General features: G+C 56.8%; 17 protein-coding genes and 4 pseudogenes. 15 read left to right on the forward strand and 6 right to left on the reverse strand.

What is annotated here, in order from left to right:
• Positions 1-127: 127 nt before the first annotated feature.
• The 3 genes and pseudogenes from GNZ12_RS02750 to GNZ12_RS02760 form a co-directional block, all read left to right on the forward strand.
• Positions 128-820 (forward strand): TetR/AcrR family transcriptional regulator, encoded by a 693-nt coding sequence (locus GNZ12_RS02750; protein WP_172308888.1) that lies wholly within the window; start codon positions 128-130, stop codon positions 818-820.
• Positions 821-904: 84 nt separating this feature from the next.
• Positions 905-1,609, forward strand: coding sequence for a nitroreductase (locus GNZ12_RS02755; protein WP_172308889.1), 705 nt, complete (start codon positions 905-907; stop codon positions 1,607-1,609).
• A gap of 12 nt (positions 1,610-1,621) precedes the next feature.
• Positions 1,622-1,777: pseudogene (locus GNZ12_RS02760) on the forward strand (IS481 family transposase); the annotation flags it as partial.
• Positions 1,778-1,949: 172 nt separating this feature from the next.
• Here GNZ12_RS02760 and GNZ12_RS02765 read toward each other — a convergent pair.
• Both GNZ12_RS02765 and GNZ12_RS02770 read right to left on the reverse strand, forming a co-directional pair.
• On the reverse strand, positions 1,950-2,270 hold the full coding sequence (locus GNZ12_RS02765; protein ID WP_172308890.1) for a DUF4148 domain-containing protein: 321 nt from the start codon (positions 2,268-2,270) through the stop codon (positions 1,950-1,952).
• Positions 2,271-2,380: 110 nt separating this feature from the next.
• Complete coding sequence (locus tag GNZ12_RS02770; protein ID WP_407947676.1) at positions 2,381-2,740, reverse strand: DUF4148 domain-containing protein; 360 nt, start codon at positions 2,738-2,740, stop codon at positions 2,381-2,383.
• Positions 2,741-2,843: 103 nt separating this feature from the next.
• Here GNZ12_RS02770 and GNZ12_RS02775 point away from each other — a divergent pair.
• Positions 2,844-3,470 (forward strand): annotated as a pseudogene (locus GNZ12_RS02775) (IS21 family transposase); the annotation flags it as partial.
• 26 nt (positions 3,471-3,496) lie between these two features.
• On the opposite strand, the pseudogene GNZ12_RS02780 reads toward GNZ12_RS02775, so the two are convergent.
• Positions 3,497-4,102 (reverse strand): annotated as a pseudogene (locus GNZ12_RS02780) (IS21 family transposase); the annotation flags it as partial.
• A gap of 239 nt (positions 4,103-4,341) precedes the next feature.
• Between GNZ12_RS02780 and istB the strand changes: the two are divergent.
• The 5 genes and pseudogenes from istB to GNZ12_RS02805 all read left to right on the forward strand — a co-directional run.
• Positions 4,342-4,815, forward strand: a pseudogene (istB, locus tag GNZ12_RS02785) (IS21-like element helper ATPase IstB); the annotation flags it as partial.
• A gap of 72 nt (positions 4,816-4,887) precedes the next feature.
• The gene (locus tag GNZ12_RS02790; protein ID WP_235993542.1) at positions 4,888-5,232 is read left to right on the forward strand and encodes a hypothetical protein; all 345 of its coding nucleotides are present in this window, start codon (positions 4,888-4,890) and stop codon (positions 5,230-5,232) included.
• A 690-nt stretch (positions 5,233-5,922) separates the two neighbouring features.
• Entirely contained in the window at positions 5,923-6,096 is a 174-nt protein-coding gene (locus tag GNZ12_RS44105) for a hypothetical protein (protein ID WP_328805939.1), read from the forward strand.
• A gap of 404 nt (positions 6,097-6,500) precedes the next feature.
• The gene (locus GNZ12_RS02800; RefSeq protein ID WP_172308927.1) at positions 6,501-7,445 is read left to right on the forward strand and encodes a metallophosphoesterase family protein; all 945 of its coding nucleotides are present in this window, start codon (positions 6,501-6,503) and stop codon (positions 7,443-7,445) included.
• 85 nt (positions 7,446-7,530) lie between these two features.
• On the forward strand, positions 7,531-7,827 hold the full coding sequence (locus GNZ12_RS02805) for a cupredoxin domain-containing protein (protein ID WP_407947677.1): 297 nt from the start codon (positions 7,531-7,533) through the stop codon (positions 7,825-7,827).
• A 76-nt stretch (positions 7,828-7,903) separates the two neighbouring features.
• On the opposite strand, the gene GNZ12_RS02810 is transcribed toward GNZ12_RS02805, so the two are convergent.
• Positions 7,904-9,529, reverse strand: a complete 1,626-nt coding sequence (locus GNZ12_RS02810; protein WP_328805934.1) for an adenylate/guanylate cyclase domain-containing protein — start codon at positions 9,527-9,529, stop codon at positions 7,904-7,906.
• A 1,085-nt stretch (positions 9,530-10,614) separates the two neighbouring features.
• On the opposite strand from GNZ12_RS02810, the gene GNZ12_RS02815 reads away from it, so the two are divergent.
• Positions 10,615-10,887 (forward strand): DUF4148 domain-containing protein, encoded by a 273-nt coding sequence (locus tag GNZ12_RS02815; protein WP_172308892.1) that lies wholly within the window; start codon positions 10,615-10,617, stop codon positions 10,885-10,887.
• Positions 10,888-11,084: 197 nt separating this feature from the next.
• Here GNZ12_RS02815 and GNZ12_RS02820 read toward each other — a convergent pair whose 3' ends face one another.
• A complete protein-coding gene (locus GNZ12_RS02820; RefSeq protein WP_172308893.1) occupies positions 11,085-11,336 on the reverse strand; it encodes an MCP four helix bundle domain-containing protein in 252 nt (83 codons plus the stop codon).
• A 219-nt stretch (positions 11,337-11,555) separates the two neighbouring features.
• Positions 11,556-12,209, reverse strand: coding sequence for a TetR family transcriptional regulator C-terminal domain-containing protein (locus GNZ12_RS02825; RefSeq protein ID WP_328805935.1), 654 nt, complete (start codon positions 12,207-12,209; stop codon positions 11,556-11,558).
• A 422-nt stretch (positions 12,210-12,631) separates the two neighbouring features.
• On the opposite strand from GNZ12_RS02825, the gene GNZ12_RS02830 reads away from it, so the two are divergent.
• The 5 genes from GNZ12_RS02830 (at position 12,632) to GNZ12_RS02850 (ending at position 17,825) form a co-directional block, all read left to right on the forward strand.
• Positions 12,632-13,726, forward strand: coding sequence for an extracellular solute-binding protein (locus tag GNZ12_RS02830; protein ID WP_172308930.1), 1,095 nt, complete (start codon positions 12,632-12,634; stop codon positions 13,724-13,726).
• Positions 13,727-13,853: 127 nt separating this feature from the next.
• Entirely contained in the window at positions 13,854-14,495 is a 642-nt protein-coding gene (gene betI, locus GNZ12_RS02835; protein WP_172308894.1) for a transcriptional regulator BetI, read from the forward strand.
• Between the two features lie 347 nt (positions 14,496-14,842).
• Entirely contained in the window at positions 14,843-16,036 is a 1,194-nt protein-coding gene (locus tag GNZ12_RS02840; RefSeq protein ID WP_172308895.1) for an ABC transporter ATP-binding protein, read from the forward strand.
• Positions 16,033-16,941 carry an ABC transporter permease subunit gene (locus GNZ12_RS02845; RefSeq protein WP_172308896.1) on the forward strand — a complete coding sequence of 303 codons (909 nt, stop codon included), beginning with the start codon at positions 16,033-16,035 and terminating at the stop codon, positions 16,939-16,941. Before GNZ12_RS02840 ends, GNZ12_RS02845 begins: the two co-directional genes overlap by 4 nt.
• A 2-nt stretch (positions 16,942-16,943) precedes the next feature.
• The gene (locus GNZ12_RS02850) at positions 16,944-17,825 is read left to right on the forward strand and encodes an ABC transporter permease subunit (RefSeq protein WP_172308897.1); all 882 of its coding nucleotides are present in this window, start codon (positions 16,944-16,946) and stop codon (positions 17,823-17,825) included.
• The last annotated feature ends 2 nt before the right edge of the window (positions 17,826-17,827 follow it).

The following is a 17,827-nucleotide window of genomic DNA, read 5'->3' on the forward strand; positions in this document are numbered from 1 at the left end:
CGACACGAAGTCGCGCGCCTGCGTCCGGTTCCTGTTGTGCCGAGTTCAGCCTCAGGTAAAGTATTACGTTCGTGTTGCAAACAGACGAGTTGCAGCCCGTTCCAGACACTTTACAGAGGGGGGCGGCGTGAATCGCAAGCCTGGAAGGAATGTTGGTAAGACAAAAGAAAAGGCTGTTGAGCCGGTTGAGGAGATGGCCCCACGTGATCGGTTGATCGATGCGGCCGTCGCGCTGTTTGCGCAGCATGGATACGACGCCGTTAGTACGGGAAACGTTGCGACGAAGGCTGGCCTGACGCAGTCGATGGTTCACTATCACTTTGGCAGCAAGCTACAGCTCTGGGAGGCGGTGATCGACCATATCATGAGGAAGCGGGGTGCGGTTTTCTCGGTGGGGCAATTCTTGAATCTAGCGGACGTTGATCCCCTAACCCGACTGAAGATCATGATTCGGACGTTTGTTTCGAGTAACGCGGCCGATCCAGACCTCAATCGAATCATGATCCATGAGGGCATGCAAAGCACACCTCGACTGAAATGGCTCGCAAAGACCTATATGTCGCAAGGCTATCAAGCCTTCAATGAGGCAATCGAGGAGGCGATGCAAGCAGGTTTGGTCCGCCGACTTCCGGTGCATGAGGTAACCAACATCATTGTCGGCGCCTGTGCACTTACATTCAGTATTGGCGCTCTTTTGCAAGCGGTCTATGGCTCGGCAGTAGACGACCCTGCCTCAGTTGCGTCAATGACCGATACGTTGGTCACTGTACTTTTTCGTGGTTTGGAGCTATCTGGCGCCCCAAGCCCGGGGCAGGCCTAGAAGGGATGTGTTCGACTCCCTTCGTTCTGCCCTTTCAAGTCGTATCCATGCCGTACGATATCAGCTAGTCGCGAGGAATTGGTAATGAAAGAGGCGGCAAACGTAGGCGTCACATCCACATACAGTGTTACAGAGGCAGTCGCGCAACGCCGATCGATTCGTGCGTTCCTGGCGCAGTCCGTAGATAAGGATCTACTGCGAGATATTCTGATTCAGGCCGCGCGGGCGCCATCGGGTGGCAATCTCCAGCCATGGAAGATTCATCTGGTGGTCGGTCAGCGACTCGTCGATCTGAAGCAGGTGATGACAGCGCGGACACTGGATTCGTTTCAAGAGGATACCGTTGATTACGACGTTTATCCGAAGTCGCTAGGCGAGCCGTATCGCACCCGGCGATTCAGGGCAGGGGAGGACATGTATCGTCTGCTAGGCATTGGGGCCGAGCAGAAGGCGGCACGGGGGCAGCGCTTTCGCGACAACTTTCAATTGTTTGGAGCGCCGGCCGCGCTATTTTGTTTTATCGACCGTAACATGGGACGCCCACAATGGGTCGACCTGGGAATGTATCTCCAGACTGTGATGCTGCTGCTGAAAGCCAATGGGCTGGATAGCTGCCCTCAAGAAAGCTGGAGTCTCTTTCCAAAGACGGTTAGCGGCTTCCTCGGTGTTCCTGAAGAGGAGATGTTGTTTTGCGGAATGGCGATAGGATATGCCGATCCTGACGCGCCCGTAAACGCGCTGGTGACAGAACGCGCGGCACCGGATGAATTTATCCGGGTTCATGCTTAGGCCTGGTGCACTTCTGATGCTGATCGGGCGACGATTCTCCGGCTGCGTTTCGAGCACAAGGGAGCAAGGCGGATCCAGAGCGAGTTACGGCTCCACGAGCGAAGAGAACTGTCGCGCGCGACCATTTACAAGGTTCTGTGCGAAGCGTCTGTGAAGCCGTTAGTCCGTCAGCTGGCTGCTAGTTTTTCGAGGTCATCGAATTTGTCTGTGATCCGCGCCGGTACTGGATCTGTGATCGACGACGGCGGATTGTTTAGAGTTCAGGACGCATCGAACGCGTCTTTGCATGGGAAGATACGCGAGTAGCGATGTACACGGAATACTAGCGATCGTCTGCATCTCAAGGCGCCGGCTTCGCCTGCCCATTCTGGCCAGCGCTCATCATCGCGTTTCGTTCCGCCTGATGTTTGGCGGCAACCTTTTCTTGCGCAGCCTGAATATCGGCGGGATATGAACCGTCATCGCCCTGGGACGGGTTGTAACCCGCCGCCTCCAGTTCGTAGAGTTCATGCATGACCTCTGCGCGCGTGACTCGATGCGTCGGCGGATCAGGCATGGTTTGCGCAAACACGCCAGCTGAAGTCGACATCAGAATCGCGCCTGCGACCGCCAGGTTGCGCAGCGACTGGTCGAATAACCGAATTTGTGAGACTGATTTCATGGCGATACTCCTGGTGTTTCAAGATGCTTGTTCGCAGGACAGACAGGGCGAACCGAGAATCAGATAAGTGATAAAGCGTCGGCATTGGCTCGAGTTAGCAGGACGCGAGTTCAATGAGTCGTGCTGTCGTCAATAGACGCGCTCTGCTGCACAGAATGGTCGCGCTTGATGCGCTTGACCTGTGCTGCGTAAATTGGGTTGACCTCGGGGTACGACGTTTCTGTGACGTAGTTCAGCCCGCTTTGTTGTGCTTCGATCAGCTCGTGGTAGACCTCGGCGCGGGTCCTGCTTTGAGCAAATGCGCTCGATGATGCTGCGTATTTCGGCGAAGCCGAACAGAGATTTCGGTTGAAGCCGAACAGGGTTTTCGCTGGAAGATGAACACGCGTTTCGGTTGAAGTCGAACAGAAGCGCGGGTGTTCCGTAACGGTTGTTCGATTTGCCGAAATGCCTGTTCGGGTTTCCGGAATCGATGTTCGGCAAACCGGAACGGATCATCGGTTTTGTGATGGCGGCGCTGCGTATGGGCCAATCCACCGGCGTTAAGGTAGCTCCCTTTGGGAGTTACCAACGATGCCGGCACACCGGACAACCATGCGCAGAATCAAGGAAGTGCTCCGCCTGAAGTGGGCATGCAATCTCACGCATCGACAGGTACAGGGCGCGCTCGGCGTCGGCCTGGCGACGATCACGCAATACCTTCAGCTCGCCGCTGCGGCCGGACTCGACTGGGCGGCAGTCGAACCACTGGAAGAGGATGAGCTTGAGCGGCGCGTCCTGTCGCCGGCTTCGCCGCCGGCGCCAGCGAAGCGGATCGAGCCCGACTGCACCTTGATTCACCGCGAGTTGCGACGCAAGGGTGTGACGCTGCAACTGCTCTGGGAAGAATACGTCGCGCTCCATCCCGGCGAGCGCACATACCGCTATACGCAGTTCTGCCAGCGCTACAAGGACTGGGCGCAAACGCTCAAGCGCTCGATGCGCCAGCAGCACCGCGCCGGCGAGAAGTTGTTCGCCGACTTTGCCGGGCAGACCATGCCGGTCCTCGCGCGCGACGGCGGGGTTGACTTCCAGGCCCACATCTTTGTGGCCGTGCTTGCCGCCTCGAATTACACGTATGCCTGTGCGACGCCTTCGGAGACAACGCCGGACTGGATCGGCGGGCTGATCGAGGCGATGGAATTCTGCGGCGGCGTGCCGGCAAAATCACCAGCTGGTGATTTTGCCGGCACGCCACCATAAAACGCCAGGGCGCGCCCCGTCGAGTCGAGCCAGTCGGCCATCGTTTCACGTTCGGTGGCGCAGGCGAACGTATAGCTGGATGCCCCCATCGCGGCGACGTAGATATGGGCGCGACCGCCATCGGCCAGGGCGAGAGTCGGGCCGGCGAAGTCGATGAACAGCTTCTCGCCGCCGCGGTGGATCTGCCGCATGGAGCGCTTGAGCCGTTTGGCGAAGTGCCGGTAGTTCTCACAGAACTGCGAATAGCCGTAGGTCTGGCGCTCGGCGTATTCGGCCCGGTACTCCTCCCACAGCAGCATGAGCGTCACGCCCTTGCGTCGCAGTTCGTGATGGATGCGCCCGAAGTCGGGCTGCACATGGTGACGCGGCTTCTCGGGGGAGGCCAACAGGCGCCGCTCCAGCGTCACGTCGTCGAGCGACTGGACAGCGGCCCGGTCCAGCCCGGCTGCAGCGGCCAGGCCGACATATTTGGTCACGACGCCTTTGGACAGATCGAGGGCGGCAGCGATCTGCTCGTGAGACAACCTGGCGTCAAGTTTCAGACGCAGTACTTCCTTGATCTTACGCATAGCGATCCTCGGTGCGGGCATGCTTGTCCCAGACAAAAAATCTGGCAGCGTACCCGTCGGGGTTGTGGATATGCGTAACACCATTACGGCGCTGTACGACACCATTCCGGTATCGTGACCGCCGATTCCGGCATCGTGACCGCGGATTCCGGAAAGCCCGGGAAATCGGTCACGTTCCCCCGGAATGACCGGTCACGATCAATCGGAATGCTCGGTCACGTTCGTCCGGAATCGTCGGTCACGTTGGGCCGGAATACCCACTCGCCGGTTGCGACTGGATTCGCAACGCCCAGAACATCATCCTGAGCGGGCCGACCGGCGCGGGCAAGACATGGATTGCCTGCGCATTTGCCCAGCAGGCCTGCCGGCAAGGCTTCGCGGTACTTTATGTACGCGTCGCACGCCTGTTCGAGGAACTGAAGATCGCACACGGCGATGGCAGCTTCACCCGGCGTCTGGCGCAGCTTGCGAAGATAGATGTTCTGTTACTCGACGACTGGGGGCTGCAGGACCTCGATCAGGGCGCACGCAACGATCTGCTGGAAGTCCTCGACGATCGCGTCGGTACCCGCTCGACCATCATCACCAGCCAGTTGCCCCTCGAACACTGGCACGCGTGGCTGCAGGATCCAACGCTTGCAGACGCCATTCTCGATCGTCTCGTGCATCAGGCCCACAAGATCCCGCTCAAGGGCGATTCGATGCGCAAAAAGAACAACCCGGTAACTGCGTAGCCCACGGCAACGTTCCGCAGTAACGCGCACGGGAAGCCGTTACGGAGTAACGAAATCAGATTGGAGAAGAACATGGCAAAAACAGCGGCGCAGCGGCAAGCCGCGTACAGGGCGCGGCGCCCTCATGCAGGCAGTGACGGCAACGGCGAGCGATGCCTGAACGTCTGGATCGACACCCGCGCCTCCCTGGCACTTGCAAGACTGGCGCGTCGTTACGCAGTAACGCAACGGGCGTTGATCGAGCGACTGGTCATGGCGGAAGATGAACGTACCCTCGCGGAGATTGAACCTGATTCGGTGCAGTGGCATGCATACTTCGCCGTCACGTCGTTACGCAGTAACGACGACGATCACATGCATGAAAAAGGAGGAAACATGGCCACGGCACAACCGGTCATGCTGCCTGAAACCACCTGATCCCGAACACTCACGCTACAATCCATACACTACGCAGCACCGCCCTCCAGCTTGTTCGACTTCACCGAAACGAGCGTTCAGCTTCCCCGAAATCCGCAATGATGCTAGAGCGGTCAGAGAAATGACGATCACAATGGATTTATCTATTTCAGACTCCTTAGTGTTTCGTGAGTTTTGTGCGATACGCAATGAGTAGACTCCGTTTCGTCACCAGATATTCCCGCGTCCTGCAAAAAAAGAACACTTGCGCGACTGAAGCACATAAAAATGAGGTCGATTGCGATGTAGGTCAACGAGCCATGGTCCCGTTGACCGGGTCATCTGACCGCATCTTCGGGTGGGATGGAGCGATGCGCGAAGGGCAGGGTCCGAGTGTCATCGGGGATGTTGTGCGGAACAAGATGAACCGGGTATTAATGTTTCAGGTCTGCGAAAGAGAGTAGGGAATAAGAAGGCCGGCCCGGTGGTTTACCCGTGCAGAGCGTCGTGCGCCTGAGTCAAGTGGGCTGTGGACGTCACACGCTCGAAAACCAAGGAGTAGCAACATGAAATCGAATTCGCTTAATCGGCTGGTTGCTCAATCCGCGCGTGGTTCGCTCATCGTAAGTGCGGTGCTGATGGCAACGTCAGCCTGTGTGTACGCGACAAACGTCGGTGGAGCCCGGCACGCATCAGATCACCCGCGCAGAAGTGCGGAATGAACTCAAGGAGTTGGAGGCGGTCGGATATCGCCCTATTCCCAATGATCTCTATTACCCAGATGACATTCAGGCGGCGGAACAAAGGCTGGAGGCTAAACATCAAGCGGAAAAGAATGCGCTGACGGGAGGGAGCCAGATAGCGCAGACGAAGCCCACGCCATGACTGCGACGGATTGCGCGTACAGGCATCGCGTTGCTCAGCAAGTGACAACCGGACCTTGGGTGCTGCTGCAAAAAATGCGCCACGACGCAAAGCGTCTGGCAAGGTGACATCGATAGTGAGCGGCATCGGAGGCGCACCGTCAGCTCACCAGCATCAGGTAGCGGGTCGGTATCGGCCACCGATTCTGATCACGTCGCCGTGACGCGCGGCTCACGGCGATCCTGGCGCGCGGCCACCGCCGTCAACCAGAACGCGAGCGGTTGCGCTGACCCCACGACCGGATTCGAAATGTGCGGCGGTCTGGAATAAAACGGATGTTCCGGCAGTCTACGCATTGAAGCGAGTCGGGAGGCCCGTTGGATGATCCGGCGGTCTACCTCCCGAACCTTAGTCGAGAGGGCACTATGTCGTCAGATCTTCCATCCGATCCGTCGCGCCGCGGCGCGTTGAAATGTCTCGCCTTCGGTGGCGTTGGGACCGTGTTTGTTCTGGCCGGCGGTATTCTCACGCCGGTGGAACTGGCCCTCGCCGCCACAGCGAAGGATTCGTCAGTTGCCTCGGGTGTTCCCCTGTTCCTTCAGATCAGCGACTCCCATATAGGCTTCAACAAGGAAGCCAATCCGGATGTCGCCGGTACGCTCAAGCAGACGATTGATTTTGTCAACGCCATGCCGATCAAACCGGCGCTGACGATTCACACAGGCGACATTACCCATCTTTCCAAACCGTCAGAGTTCGACCTCGCGGCCCAATTGTTGTCGGGCCTGAATATCACCGAGTTGCATACCGTTCCGGGCGAGCATGACGTCACCGACGGGCCAGGGACGGAATACTTCAGCCGCTTCGGTCAAGCCTCGGACAATAGAGGTTATTACAGCTTCGACCACAATGGCGTGCACTTCATCGGGCTCGTCAACGTAATGCATTTCAAGCCGAATGGTCTGGGAGGCTTGGGCGACGACCAGCTCGCCTGGTTGGAAAGCGATCTGAAGGGGCGCTCGTCCAGCACGCCGATCGTCGTCTTTGCGCACATGCCGATGTGGACGATTTACGAACCGTGGGGGTGGGGCACCGGCGATGCCGGCCAGGCGATGAGCTATCTGAAGCGCTTTGGTTCGGTCACCGTCCTGAACGGGCATATCCATCAGATCGTGTCGAAGGTGGAAGGCAATATCACCTTCCATACGGCGCGCTCGACGGCGTATCCGCAGCCGACGGCCGGCAATGGCCCAGGACCCATGCCGCTGACGGTGGCGAGCGATCAGCTTCCCAGGATGCTTGGCGTAACCAGCATCAAGATCGTGCGCCACCCGCTGAAGGCGACACTTGCCGACACGACACTCGTCTGATTCCGGCCACCACTCATCCACAAGGATCCTAATCATGCGAACCATTTTCTTTCGTCGCGCCTTCGTCGTCTCGCTTGCCGTCGGGATGCTGATGTCGGGATTCGCTTCCGAGTTTGCCGTCGCGCAAGCGCAGGAGTCCAATGCCGTCGTGATAAAGAACTTCATGTTTTCGCCGATGTCCCTCACGGTCAAGGTCGGCTCGACAGTGACCTGGAAAAATCTCGATGGCGAACCGCATACGGTCGTCAACGATGCCGGCCTGTTCCGTTCCGGCGCGCTCGATCAGAACGACACGTTTCAGTTCAAGTTCGATAAGCCGGGTGTCTACAAGGTATTCTGCGCCATCCACCCATATATGAAGGAGACGATTACCGTCAAGTAGGTGCGCTATCCCGGAGCGCATGCCGCCAGAGGTTGAGTAACCGTCTGGAAGAGTGCGGCAGGGCGCGGTATTGTTGTCAGGCCTGAGGCATCTGGGACGCCTTGGATAGCACGCGGACGGAAACCGGCTCATGGCGGCCTTTCAGGTGTGCATCAAGCTGCGGCAGGTCTGCCGCCGAAACGCCGGCATGCTGGAATACCTCTTCGGACACAATAGCATCGCAAGCGATTTCTTTTGTCAGTTCCTCAAGTCTTGAGGCCACGTTCAGTGGGTCACCAATTGCCGTGAATGTCACATGCTCGCGAAAGCCAATCTCACCCATTACAGCCGGGCCGCAATGCAATCCAATGCCAAACCGGATGGGCATTTGCAGTTGCTGTTCGAGCGCAGCATTGAGTTGATCAATGTTGGCTGCCACCAACGGCACCGCGCAGAGCGCCTGGCGACAAGCAACGGCAGGCTCGTCGCGTAAGCCAAAAATCGCGAGCACAGCGTCGCCCATGAACTGGTTTGGCATACCACCCGCCTCTACCACCGCGGCACAGACAGCGCTCAGGAAGCGACTGACTACGAATATGCTGTCGAACGGTAGTTGCGCCGCCGCAAGCTGTGTAGAACCCCGCATGTCCACGAACATGAACGCCGCGAATCGCTCTTGCGGCATGACGTCCCGCTGACGCCGTTGCAGGAAGGCCGCGGATGCGGCCGGCGGCACCAATGGCCACACGGAGAGATCATGGATCGGCCGCAACTGGCACGCAAGACGCACTGTCTGCGAGTCAACTCCCAGTCGCTCCAGGACGCGCCGCTCTGCCTCGGCTGGCGTGGGCAGCGGCACATCGCTGAGCACGCGCACTCTACACAATGTGCAGCGAGCACGGCCACCGCACGTGCTGGCATGGGGAACTCCGGCCATCCGGCTAGCTTCCAGCACCGAAAATCCGAGCGGCGCGAATACCCTACGCCCCTCTGGGTACAAGATGCAGAGCCGTCCGTGCCGGCGCTCCCGGACCGTGCGCAGCAGCCGCGCCCCAAGTACCAACAGCAGCGCGCCACCATCGAAGAGCAGAAAGTCGTTGCGCAGATCGGCGAGCCAGAGATTTTGCAATCCCGTCCCGACGACCGTCGGCCGAGTCGCCGCGGCGCGCCAGACGGGATCCTGCGCAAGCGCGATCACTTCCCGTCCGCCTTGCAGGAAGCCTAGCAGAGCGAGCACCGGGAGCAGCACGGCGACGCTCAGCAACACGCTCCGCCACGCCCCAAACCATGGCTTCAACCGCAACCAGAACCAGACGCCACAACACCCGTGCGACCAGGCGACCACCAACAGCACCAACTGTGCTCGGCCGAAGAGCGGCGAACCGATCCAGAACGAGTACAACAACTGCGCGTAACCCTTGTTCAGGCCGAACGCGGCAAATGCGATCCGCGTATTGGCGAGATGGTTGGCTAGCAGCGGCGGAATGCATAGACCGAGGACGAGTTGCGTCGCCTCACCCCGATTCCAATGCACCGAGCGCCGCTCATACAGCGCCCACAGGCCCAGGAAGAAATGCGTCACGAGGGCGCTGTATAACACGCCTGTTCCAAGCCATCCCTGCCAGATAAACTTCTGTACAAGCAGACCACGCTCCAGCCACGCGAGCGAGATATTCCCTAGCGAGTGATTCAGGAGGTGTCCCCCTACATAGGTGAACAGCACCAGTCCGGTGGTCAGCCGAACCGATCGCACACCCGCCGGCCGCCATCTTTGAATACTGGGAAAGCGCAACATGCTCTGCTCTCCACCCTCTCGATCAGAGGCATTTCGTTGGGAGATCGACCGGCGGGGCTCGGTTCGATGTGGTTGCATCGTCTTGTCGCCAAGGTCGTGGAGCTTTCAAGAAACACCAGCTAGGACCTGGCTTGCTTGCGACGCCAAGCCGGGCGACCACGTGCCTCGACACTTTTATTGTGGAGCTGGATATTTCAAAGCGTGCCTTCAGGAATATTACTACTGTCGATCAAACGACTGACTAAACTGAGCGCACGCGACTCGCGCTTCAATGGTGAGTTGATCAACATCTAGTTTATACGGTTCAGGATTTCCGCCGAGGATCCCGTCGGTCCGCGGCGCTCGATCGGATTGAGGTAGGCGATCAGCAGTGTTTCATGCGCCGAAAGGCATACTCCGTCTCGCGTCCAGCAGTCGTGTCTTCCGGCTTGCAAAACTGTCGGTTGGGCCCGGCCAATCCGTGATGATGCCACGCGTAAATTCATATCCTTGAGCAGCGGGAAATTGCGAGTTTCTTCTGAACATTGAGCAGGGGCTTACACCAGAAGCCGGTCTGACCGTTCCTTTGGAGCAACCCAGCTGCGCGTCTTCCCGATGCGTCCTCGGCATTCGCGGGTAGCGCAATCGGGCGGGTATTTGTCGAATAGGCGAGAAATACCGCCGACGTCGGACAGCGGATCTCTGAAATCCACAAAGGGTGCGAGCTTTGAAGCACCACCATTCCGAAAAACTTCGTCAACCGGCAGCTACCGATGAGGACCACGCCCGATCGCTCTGGATCAATTCATCGAGTACGAGCCATATGTGCAGAGCGAGCACTCTCGAAGAGGTAAGCACCTAAAGTTGCTAGTCGGGAATAGAACCGACAATGTTGCGGTTTAACAAGTACACGCCGGACGGTTGGAAACGATCGAGAAGATCTCATGCGACTTGTGCGACGGGACGTTCCAGAAGCGACTGGCTTACCGTCGTATATTTTGGATTGAAAATTAATTGTGAATTGGAGATTTCAGATGAAAAATCTTAGTCTGATTGCGGCGGTTACCCTCGCACTGGGCGCTGCGAACGCGTATGCCGGCGACATGGACGTCCCGGCCGGAACCTACGAAAATGCTGCCACGGTGTCGCAAGCGGATCCCTCATCGGCACAGCTGATCACGCCTATGAAGGGCAGCACAGCTTCTTCCGGAAAGACTCGAAAGGAGGTTCGCCAGGAACTGATTCGGGCGCAGCAGGATGGCACGATGGCACGCCTGAACTCGCTGCTCTATGGCGGAGGAAGTTGATCCGGCGCACGGCGTGCGAGGCGCGAGACGGGAGGCCACACCAATCCGTTCGTCCGGAATCGTGGACGCGAGGAAAAACGGCTATCTGGTCAAGGTCAACAATTTAGTGGCAGATAGTGCCGCCGCATGATTCTGTTGCCCCGGCTCCTCCTTGGTTACGGTTGAAGTCGGACTCATAGGCGGATCTTGTCACGTTGTCACGTTGCAAGCCGAAGTGCGGCGAATGCGTTGGACAGGCGCCCAAGCGCCTGATAGTTCTCGGTATAAACCGCTTCTTGCGTCGCAATGGACGCCTGCTCATTCGCGACTTCTTTCTCGTCCGCCAACAAGGCCATGTTGCGGGTCGCAATGGCGATGCCGTTGACGGCGCCCCGCAGGTTTGTAGCGAGTGCCGTCTCGGTATCGTGGACCTCGACGAGGTCGTGGAGTTTGCCTCGGATGCTGGCCAATGCTAGTGCACGCTCCGTAGCGGAAGTAACTGTTTTTTGACATTTGCAGTACGTCAATGCGGCCGATACGGGCTGCGCCCGGTTCCGAATCCGTGTGAATGGTTATCAGCTTGCGCTCAATGAGCCACTCCGCAGCCGCATGAATAATTTCTCCCTCGGCTCGGGAACGGCCAGAATCGGCTGTTCCCCATTGCCGCGCGCATTGTTGAACATAGCCATCTATACGTTCTGTGCGCAGGGTTTGTGGGGCAGGAATGTCTCCATGACTTGCATGCAGCCGCACAGCGCATTCACGGATTTGAAAGACGAGGGGTCGCGGGCGCGTTCGAGCCAGAAACCGTCGATAACTGCTGTAAGCGTCGCGGCGGCGAATTCACCGTCTACGGGCGTACCGCACACTTGGACGATCTGGTCGAAGAGTTTCTTAAGCGTGTCGCGGTGGGCGTTGTATAGCGCCTTGTGCGCGTTGCCGATCACGGGGTCGCTTTGAGCAACGCTCCAGAATCCAAGCCAGACTTTAACTGTCGACGGTTTAAATACGGGTGCAGCGAAACACGCCTCGATGATCGCAGTGAGTTTTTCCTCCGTATTTGTTGCTTTTGCTGCCGCTTCCCGGGAAGCGTTTAGCAGGTCTGCGGCCAATCGCTGATAGGTCCGTGCCATCAGTGCATCTTTCGACCCGAAGTGATAGTGAATGAGGCCACGCGCGATGTTCGCTTCGGCGCAGATCCGGTCGACGGTGGTTTCAGAATAGCTGTAACGGGCGATGCAGCGCATAGTCGCGTCAATGATCGATTGCTGGCGCCAAGCCGCTATCTCACGGGCACCGATACCGCGTGCCGGCACCGTCTCCTTGCCGATGGTCCTTTTCACTCTACCGCCTCGCGGAAGTCATGACACGCTTAAGTATATGCCGTTATAAAACGATTGTTCAATAAAAATATGGACACGGTCCATTGAGATCAAGTTGGTTGAATTCGTAAGGAAATACCTTGAAAAGCGGGGTCGTTCGATCTGCTTGTTGCGCTCTGAAATCTTCCGTCACTCCGTTTGAAGACTTACTGGTAAAGAGTTTGGCTGAATTTTATGGTTCCGTGAGAAATAAGCTGCGATGCTTGGTTGGTGGGTGCCGGCACCTCGAAAATTGTTCGCGTCTAGGTAGTTCTGCCTATGCTATTGAACAATCGTTAAATAGTAGACTGAGATCCATCGCAGGAATGTTAGTGCTGCAGGAAGGGCAGAAGAGCGCCGCTCAGAGACCCTAATTTCCCGAAGGAGGATACGCCGTGAAGTGCATGAAAGCGTCCATACCACTTGTCTTCGTAAGCGTTGTTCTTGGCCACGGCGCTGCCCTCGCCGCAACTGGCACGCTCAATGTGCTCAATTGGTCTGACTACATTGGGAAGGACACGGTCGCCCAGTATCAGCAGGCGACGGGTGTCAAGGTAAAGTACGATGCGCTCGACAGCGACGACACGCTGCAGGCCAAGCTGCTCAGTGGCCACACCGGCTACGACGTGGTGTATCCGACGCTGACCTACATGGCAAACCAGATTGAAGCCGGGGTTTATGAAAAACTCGATTGGACGAAAATTCCAAACCGGTCGAATATCGATCCAGAGTTGATGAAGAAGATCTCCAAAATGGATCCCGGTAATCGTTATGGCGTGCCGTACGCCTGGGGTACGGAAGGCATTTCAATCAATCTCAAGCAAGTGGGTGCGGTACTCGGGAAGGACGTAGACCTCGATGCACTGGGATGGAATCTCCTGTTTAATCCGGCCGTAGTCAGCAAACTGAGCAAATGCGGGGTCTCGATTGTCGATTCTCCTGCTGATGTATTCCCGATCGTCCTGTCCTACATGGGCCGCGATCCGAATAGCAAAAACGTCAGTGACTACCGGGATGCCTACAATGTCTTGAAGAAGATCAGACCCTACGTTACCCAGTTCAGCTCGACCTATCTCAACGACGTGGCCGGCGGCGATGTCTGCGTCGCTTACAGCTGGTCGGGCGACGCGGGAATGATCAAGCGTCGTGTCATGGAGGCTCATCGCAACTTCGAAATCAAATATCTGGTCCCGAAAGGCGGCGGCGGCGTGTGGTTCACCATGATGGCTATTCCCAAAGATGCCGAGAATAAAGAAGACGCCTACAAATGGATCAATTTCATTCTGAAACCGGATGTATCGGCGGGAATTACGAACGATACGACGTACCCCACGGGCAACGTGGCCGCACGTAGCATGATCAACGCTAACCTGGTGAACGACACCTCCATTTATCCAACGAGCGAGCAGGTCAAAACGTATTTCGTGCTTCAGCCGATCGATCCCGACATTCGCCACACCATCAACAAGCTTTGGCTCGATTTCAAGGCGGATCGCTGATCAGGCTGTATCAGGGAGATACTTGTCCCGTAACGCTGAAGGTTGTCTGGGTGCATGGCCGCGCGGGAGAACGAGGCCTCATATAATAGCTGCCAATATCCAGAAAATTTCATTGAGGCGCATGACGATGGCGAAATCCGAACCCAACGCAGAGAGCGCGAGAAAACAGACGGCGCGCACGCGCAGCCGTGAAGATCCTGAGGTCCGTCGCAAGTCGCTGATTCAGGCGACCATGCGCTCGATTGCGAAGTACGGGTTTTCGGGTACCACCGTTGAGAATATTTGCGCGGAAGCGCAGGTCTCGCGAGGAATGATCAATCACTACTTCGATACGAAGGAGGAACTGCTGCGCCAATCGTACAGGGAGCTTTGTGACGAATGGGCGTTTCACACGCAGCAGATGGTGATGAATACCTACAGCGAGCCGGAGGATCGCCTGCGCGCGTTCATTCGCGTGTGCTTCGGGCCAACGCTTTTCAAGCCCGAATACCTCGGGATATGGGTGGGGTACTGGAGTGTGATTGCGAAGTCGCCGGATTTGAGGCGCCTGCATCGCGAGACCTACAAGCAGGATCGTGACACATACCAGGCGCTGTTCGAGCTGGCCGGACAAAAGCGTGGGTGCGAAATTAACGCCCGAAGGGCCGCCATCTCGCTGATCGGATTGATAGACGGCTTGTGGCTGGAATGGGGGCTCGATCCGAAAGGGTTCAGCCCCAAAGAGGCCGAGGACGCTTGTCTGGACTTCCTGGCGAAGACGCTTGCCTGACGACGGACTTTGCTGCACCACGAAGGCAATGCGCAAGCATTGCCTGCTGGGAGGGCGATTCCAGATGGCCAGTCGGCGGCAGTTTCTGTTGTCTCTGCATTGAGATGACCGAACTGTCACCGACTGGAGAGAACCGAAGTGTGATGCAGTGAGAATCGAGCGTTTCACACATTTTTTTGCTCGTAATGTTGAATGAACGTTGGTTCAACATAAGCATCGGTGATTAGCGTGTACGGGCAACTGCGGTACGGTCTCCCGGGTCGCAATGATTGAAAATGAAGGCGATGTAAAGGGCATGTGTACAGTCATGTCACGTTGTTACTTAATCGTACTAATTAGGCTTGCATATGAACAATGCACCAATCGAAATAGATCGAACTGGGTGGGACGCAGTCGCGTATGGCCATGTAATTGATGGATCGAAGAAATTTGAGCAAATCGCGCCCCGCAGCCGGTACCCGGATTTCGTTCAGATTGTCGATGTAGTGAAGAGCTTCGGCGATTCTAAGGCGGTCGATTGCGTGAATCTGTCGATTGGAAAGGGCGAATTGTTTGCGCTACTCGGCAGTTCGGGATGTGGGAAATCAACCCTGCTACGCATGATGGCAGGGCTGGAGACGCCCACGTCAGGACGAATACTGATTGAGGGCCACGATCTGGCCAAATTGCCGGTTCACCGCCGCCCGACCAACATGATGTTTCAGTCCTACGCGTTGTTTCCCCATATGACAGTTGAGGCAAACGTCGCGTATGGTTTGAAGCAGGAGCGCATACCGAAGACCGAGATCAAAGAAAGGGTCAACGAGGTGCTCGATCTGGTTCAGATGTCCGCCTATCGAATGCGCAAGCCGCACCAGTTGTCCGGAGGTCAGCAGCAGCGCATAGCGCTTGCACGCAGTTTGATCAAGCGCCCCAAATTGTTGCTTCTGGACGAGCCAATGTCCGCACTGGACAAGAAAATTCGTCAGCAGACCCAGTTTGAGCTTGGCAACATTTTGCAGCGAGTGGGTGTGACGTGCGTCATGGTTACCCACGACCAGGATGAAGCGATGACGATGGCTGATCGTCTCGCAGTCATGAACCATGGCCGGATCATGCAAATTGGCGCCCCGGAGGAGGTTTACGAATTTCCAAATTGTCGGTTTGCCGCGGCCTTCATCGGCTCGACGAATATGTTTGAGGGCATGTTGATCGACGATCAGTCGGTCCTGATCGACTCCACCGATCTGGCTGCGCCGATTCGTGCGAAAAACCCCATCAATTTACGTCAGGGCATGGCGGTCCATATCTCGATTCGTCCCGAACGCTTGAGCATGAGTCTTAATCCGCCCATGGCTAATAGCAACATCGCGGAGGGTCTGATCGAGGAATACGCCTACATGGGCAGCTATACGCTCTTCTATATTCGGCTGCGCAGCGGAAAGCTGATGACTGTCAATGTCTCCCGCTTGACATTGAAGAGCTTCGATCATTGTCTCACCTATGGTGAGTCGGTGTATCTCGCGTGGGACCCGGACAGCGTTGTGGTGGTGGAGAAATGAACTCGCCTCTCCTCAAAATTTGCAGCCAGATCAAACCATCCGGCCGCTCGGTAGTGATCGCCGTTCCGTTCGCGTTCCTGCTGCTGTTCTTTATGGTGCCCTTCCTTGTCGTGGCCAAGATCAGTTTTGCAGACCTACGCATGGCGATGCCACCGTACTCGTCCCTGATGGACTTTAGCGACGGTGTTCTGCAAATCAAACTGAATTTCTCACACTACCGTTCGGTGCTGACTGATGGCCTGTATATCGGCGCATATCTGAAGTCCGTAGAGGTCGCGCTTTTCTCGACGTTGCTGTGTCTTGTGATTGGCTATCCAACGGCTTATATCATCGCGCGCTCCACTCCGGCCCGACGCAACCTGCTGATGGTAGGCGTGATGTTGCCTTTCTGGACGTCGTATCTGATTCGTATCTATTCGTGGATTGGCATTCTGAAGGAGCGGGGTCTGCTCAATTCGGTGTTGATCTGGAGCCATGTGATCGATGAACCGCTGCGTTTGTATCACACCGATTGGGGGCTTTACATCGGGATGGTCTATTCATACCTGCCCTATCTCATCCTGCCTTTGTACGCACACCTCGTGAAGATGGATGTGAGACTGCTCGAAGCTGCACGCGATCTTGGCGCAAAACCATGGAAGGTTTTCCTCACGGTCACTGTCCCTTTGTCGGCGAGGGGCATTGTCGCCGGCTGCCTGCTGGTATTCATTCCTGCTGTTGGTGAGTACGTGATCCCGGAGCTGTTGGGCGGAGCCGACTCGCTCATGATTGGTCGCGTGATGTGGGATGATTTTTTCAACAATACGGACTGGCCGGTTGCAGCCGCGGCTGCTTGTGCGATGGTCGCATTGCTGCTGATCCCCATGGCGTGGTTTCAGACAATCCAGGCTAAGGAACTCAAATAAAAATGGACAAACTGCGCGCATTTCTTCCGGGCACCTTCCTGTTTCTTGTATTCATGTTTCTCTACGTGCCGATGCTAAGCGTCGTTTTCTATTCCTTTAACGAGTCACAGCTCGTCACTGTGTGGACCGGTTTCTCGTTCAAGTGGTACTACGCGTTGACGCAGGACACAGAACTTCTGAATGCAGCGGTTACAAGTTTAAAAATTGCGATTGCAACGGCCTTCACCTCTGTGTTCATCGGGACATGGGCAGGCTTTGTCATCGCCAACTCAGGGCGGTTTCGCGGATTCACACTATTCGCCGCCATGACGAATGCGCCGCTCGTGCTGCCAGAAGTTATTCAGGGGATCTCGCTGCTCCTATTGTTCGTCGGCTTGCAGCAGGTAACCGGTTGGCCAGGCGGGCGCGGGATGGTGACGATATGGATTGGTCACGTGATGCTCTGCCTGTCCTACGTCGCTATCACGGTGCAATCCCGGCTTTCGGGAATGGATAAATCGCTTGGAGAAGCTGCGCAAGATCTTGGTGCAACATCGCTGCGTGTGTTTTTCGATGTGACATTGCCGCTCATCTCCCAGGCGCTGATTTCCGGGTGGCTTCTATCCTTCACGATTTCCATGGACGACATCATCATGTCGGCGTTCCTGTCGGGACCTGGTTCGACCTTGTTGCCGCTGGTTGTGCTATCCCGGGTGCGGCTTGGGCTTAACCCCGAGATCAATGCGCTGGGAACGCTCGTCATTGTGTTCGTCACCTCTGCTGTCGTGGTCAACAACCACTTTATGCTCAGGCGGCTTCGAAGTCGTGACCGCGAGATCAGCCGCGCGTTGACGAACGTGCAGACCGATAGACCCGTAGTGGGACGTGCAACGCAAACAGCATAACG

This window comes from Paraburkholderia solitsugae (assembly GCF_013177695.1).
Lineage (GTDB): Bacteria > Pseudomonadota > Gammaproteobacteria > Burkholderiales > Burkholderiaceae > Paraburkholderia > Paraburkholderia solitsugae.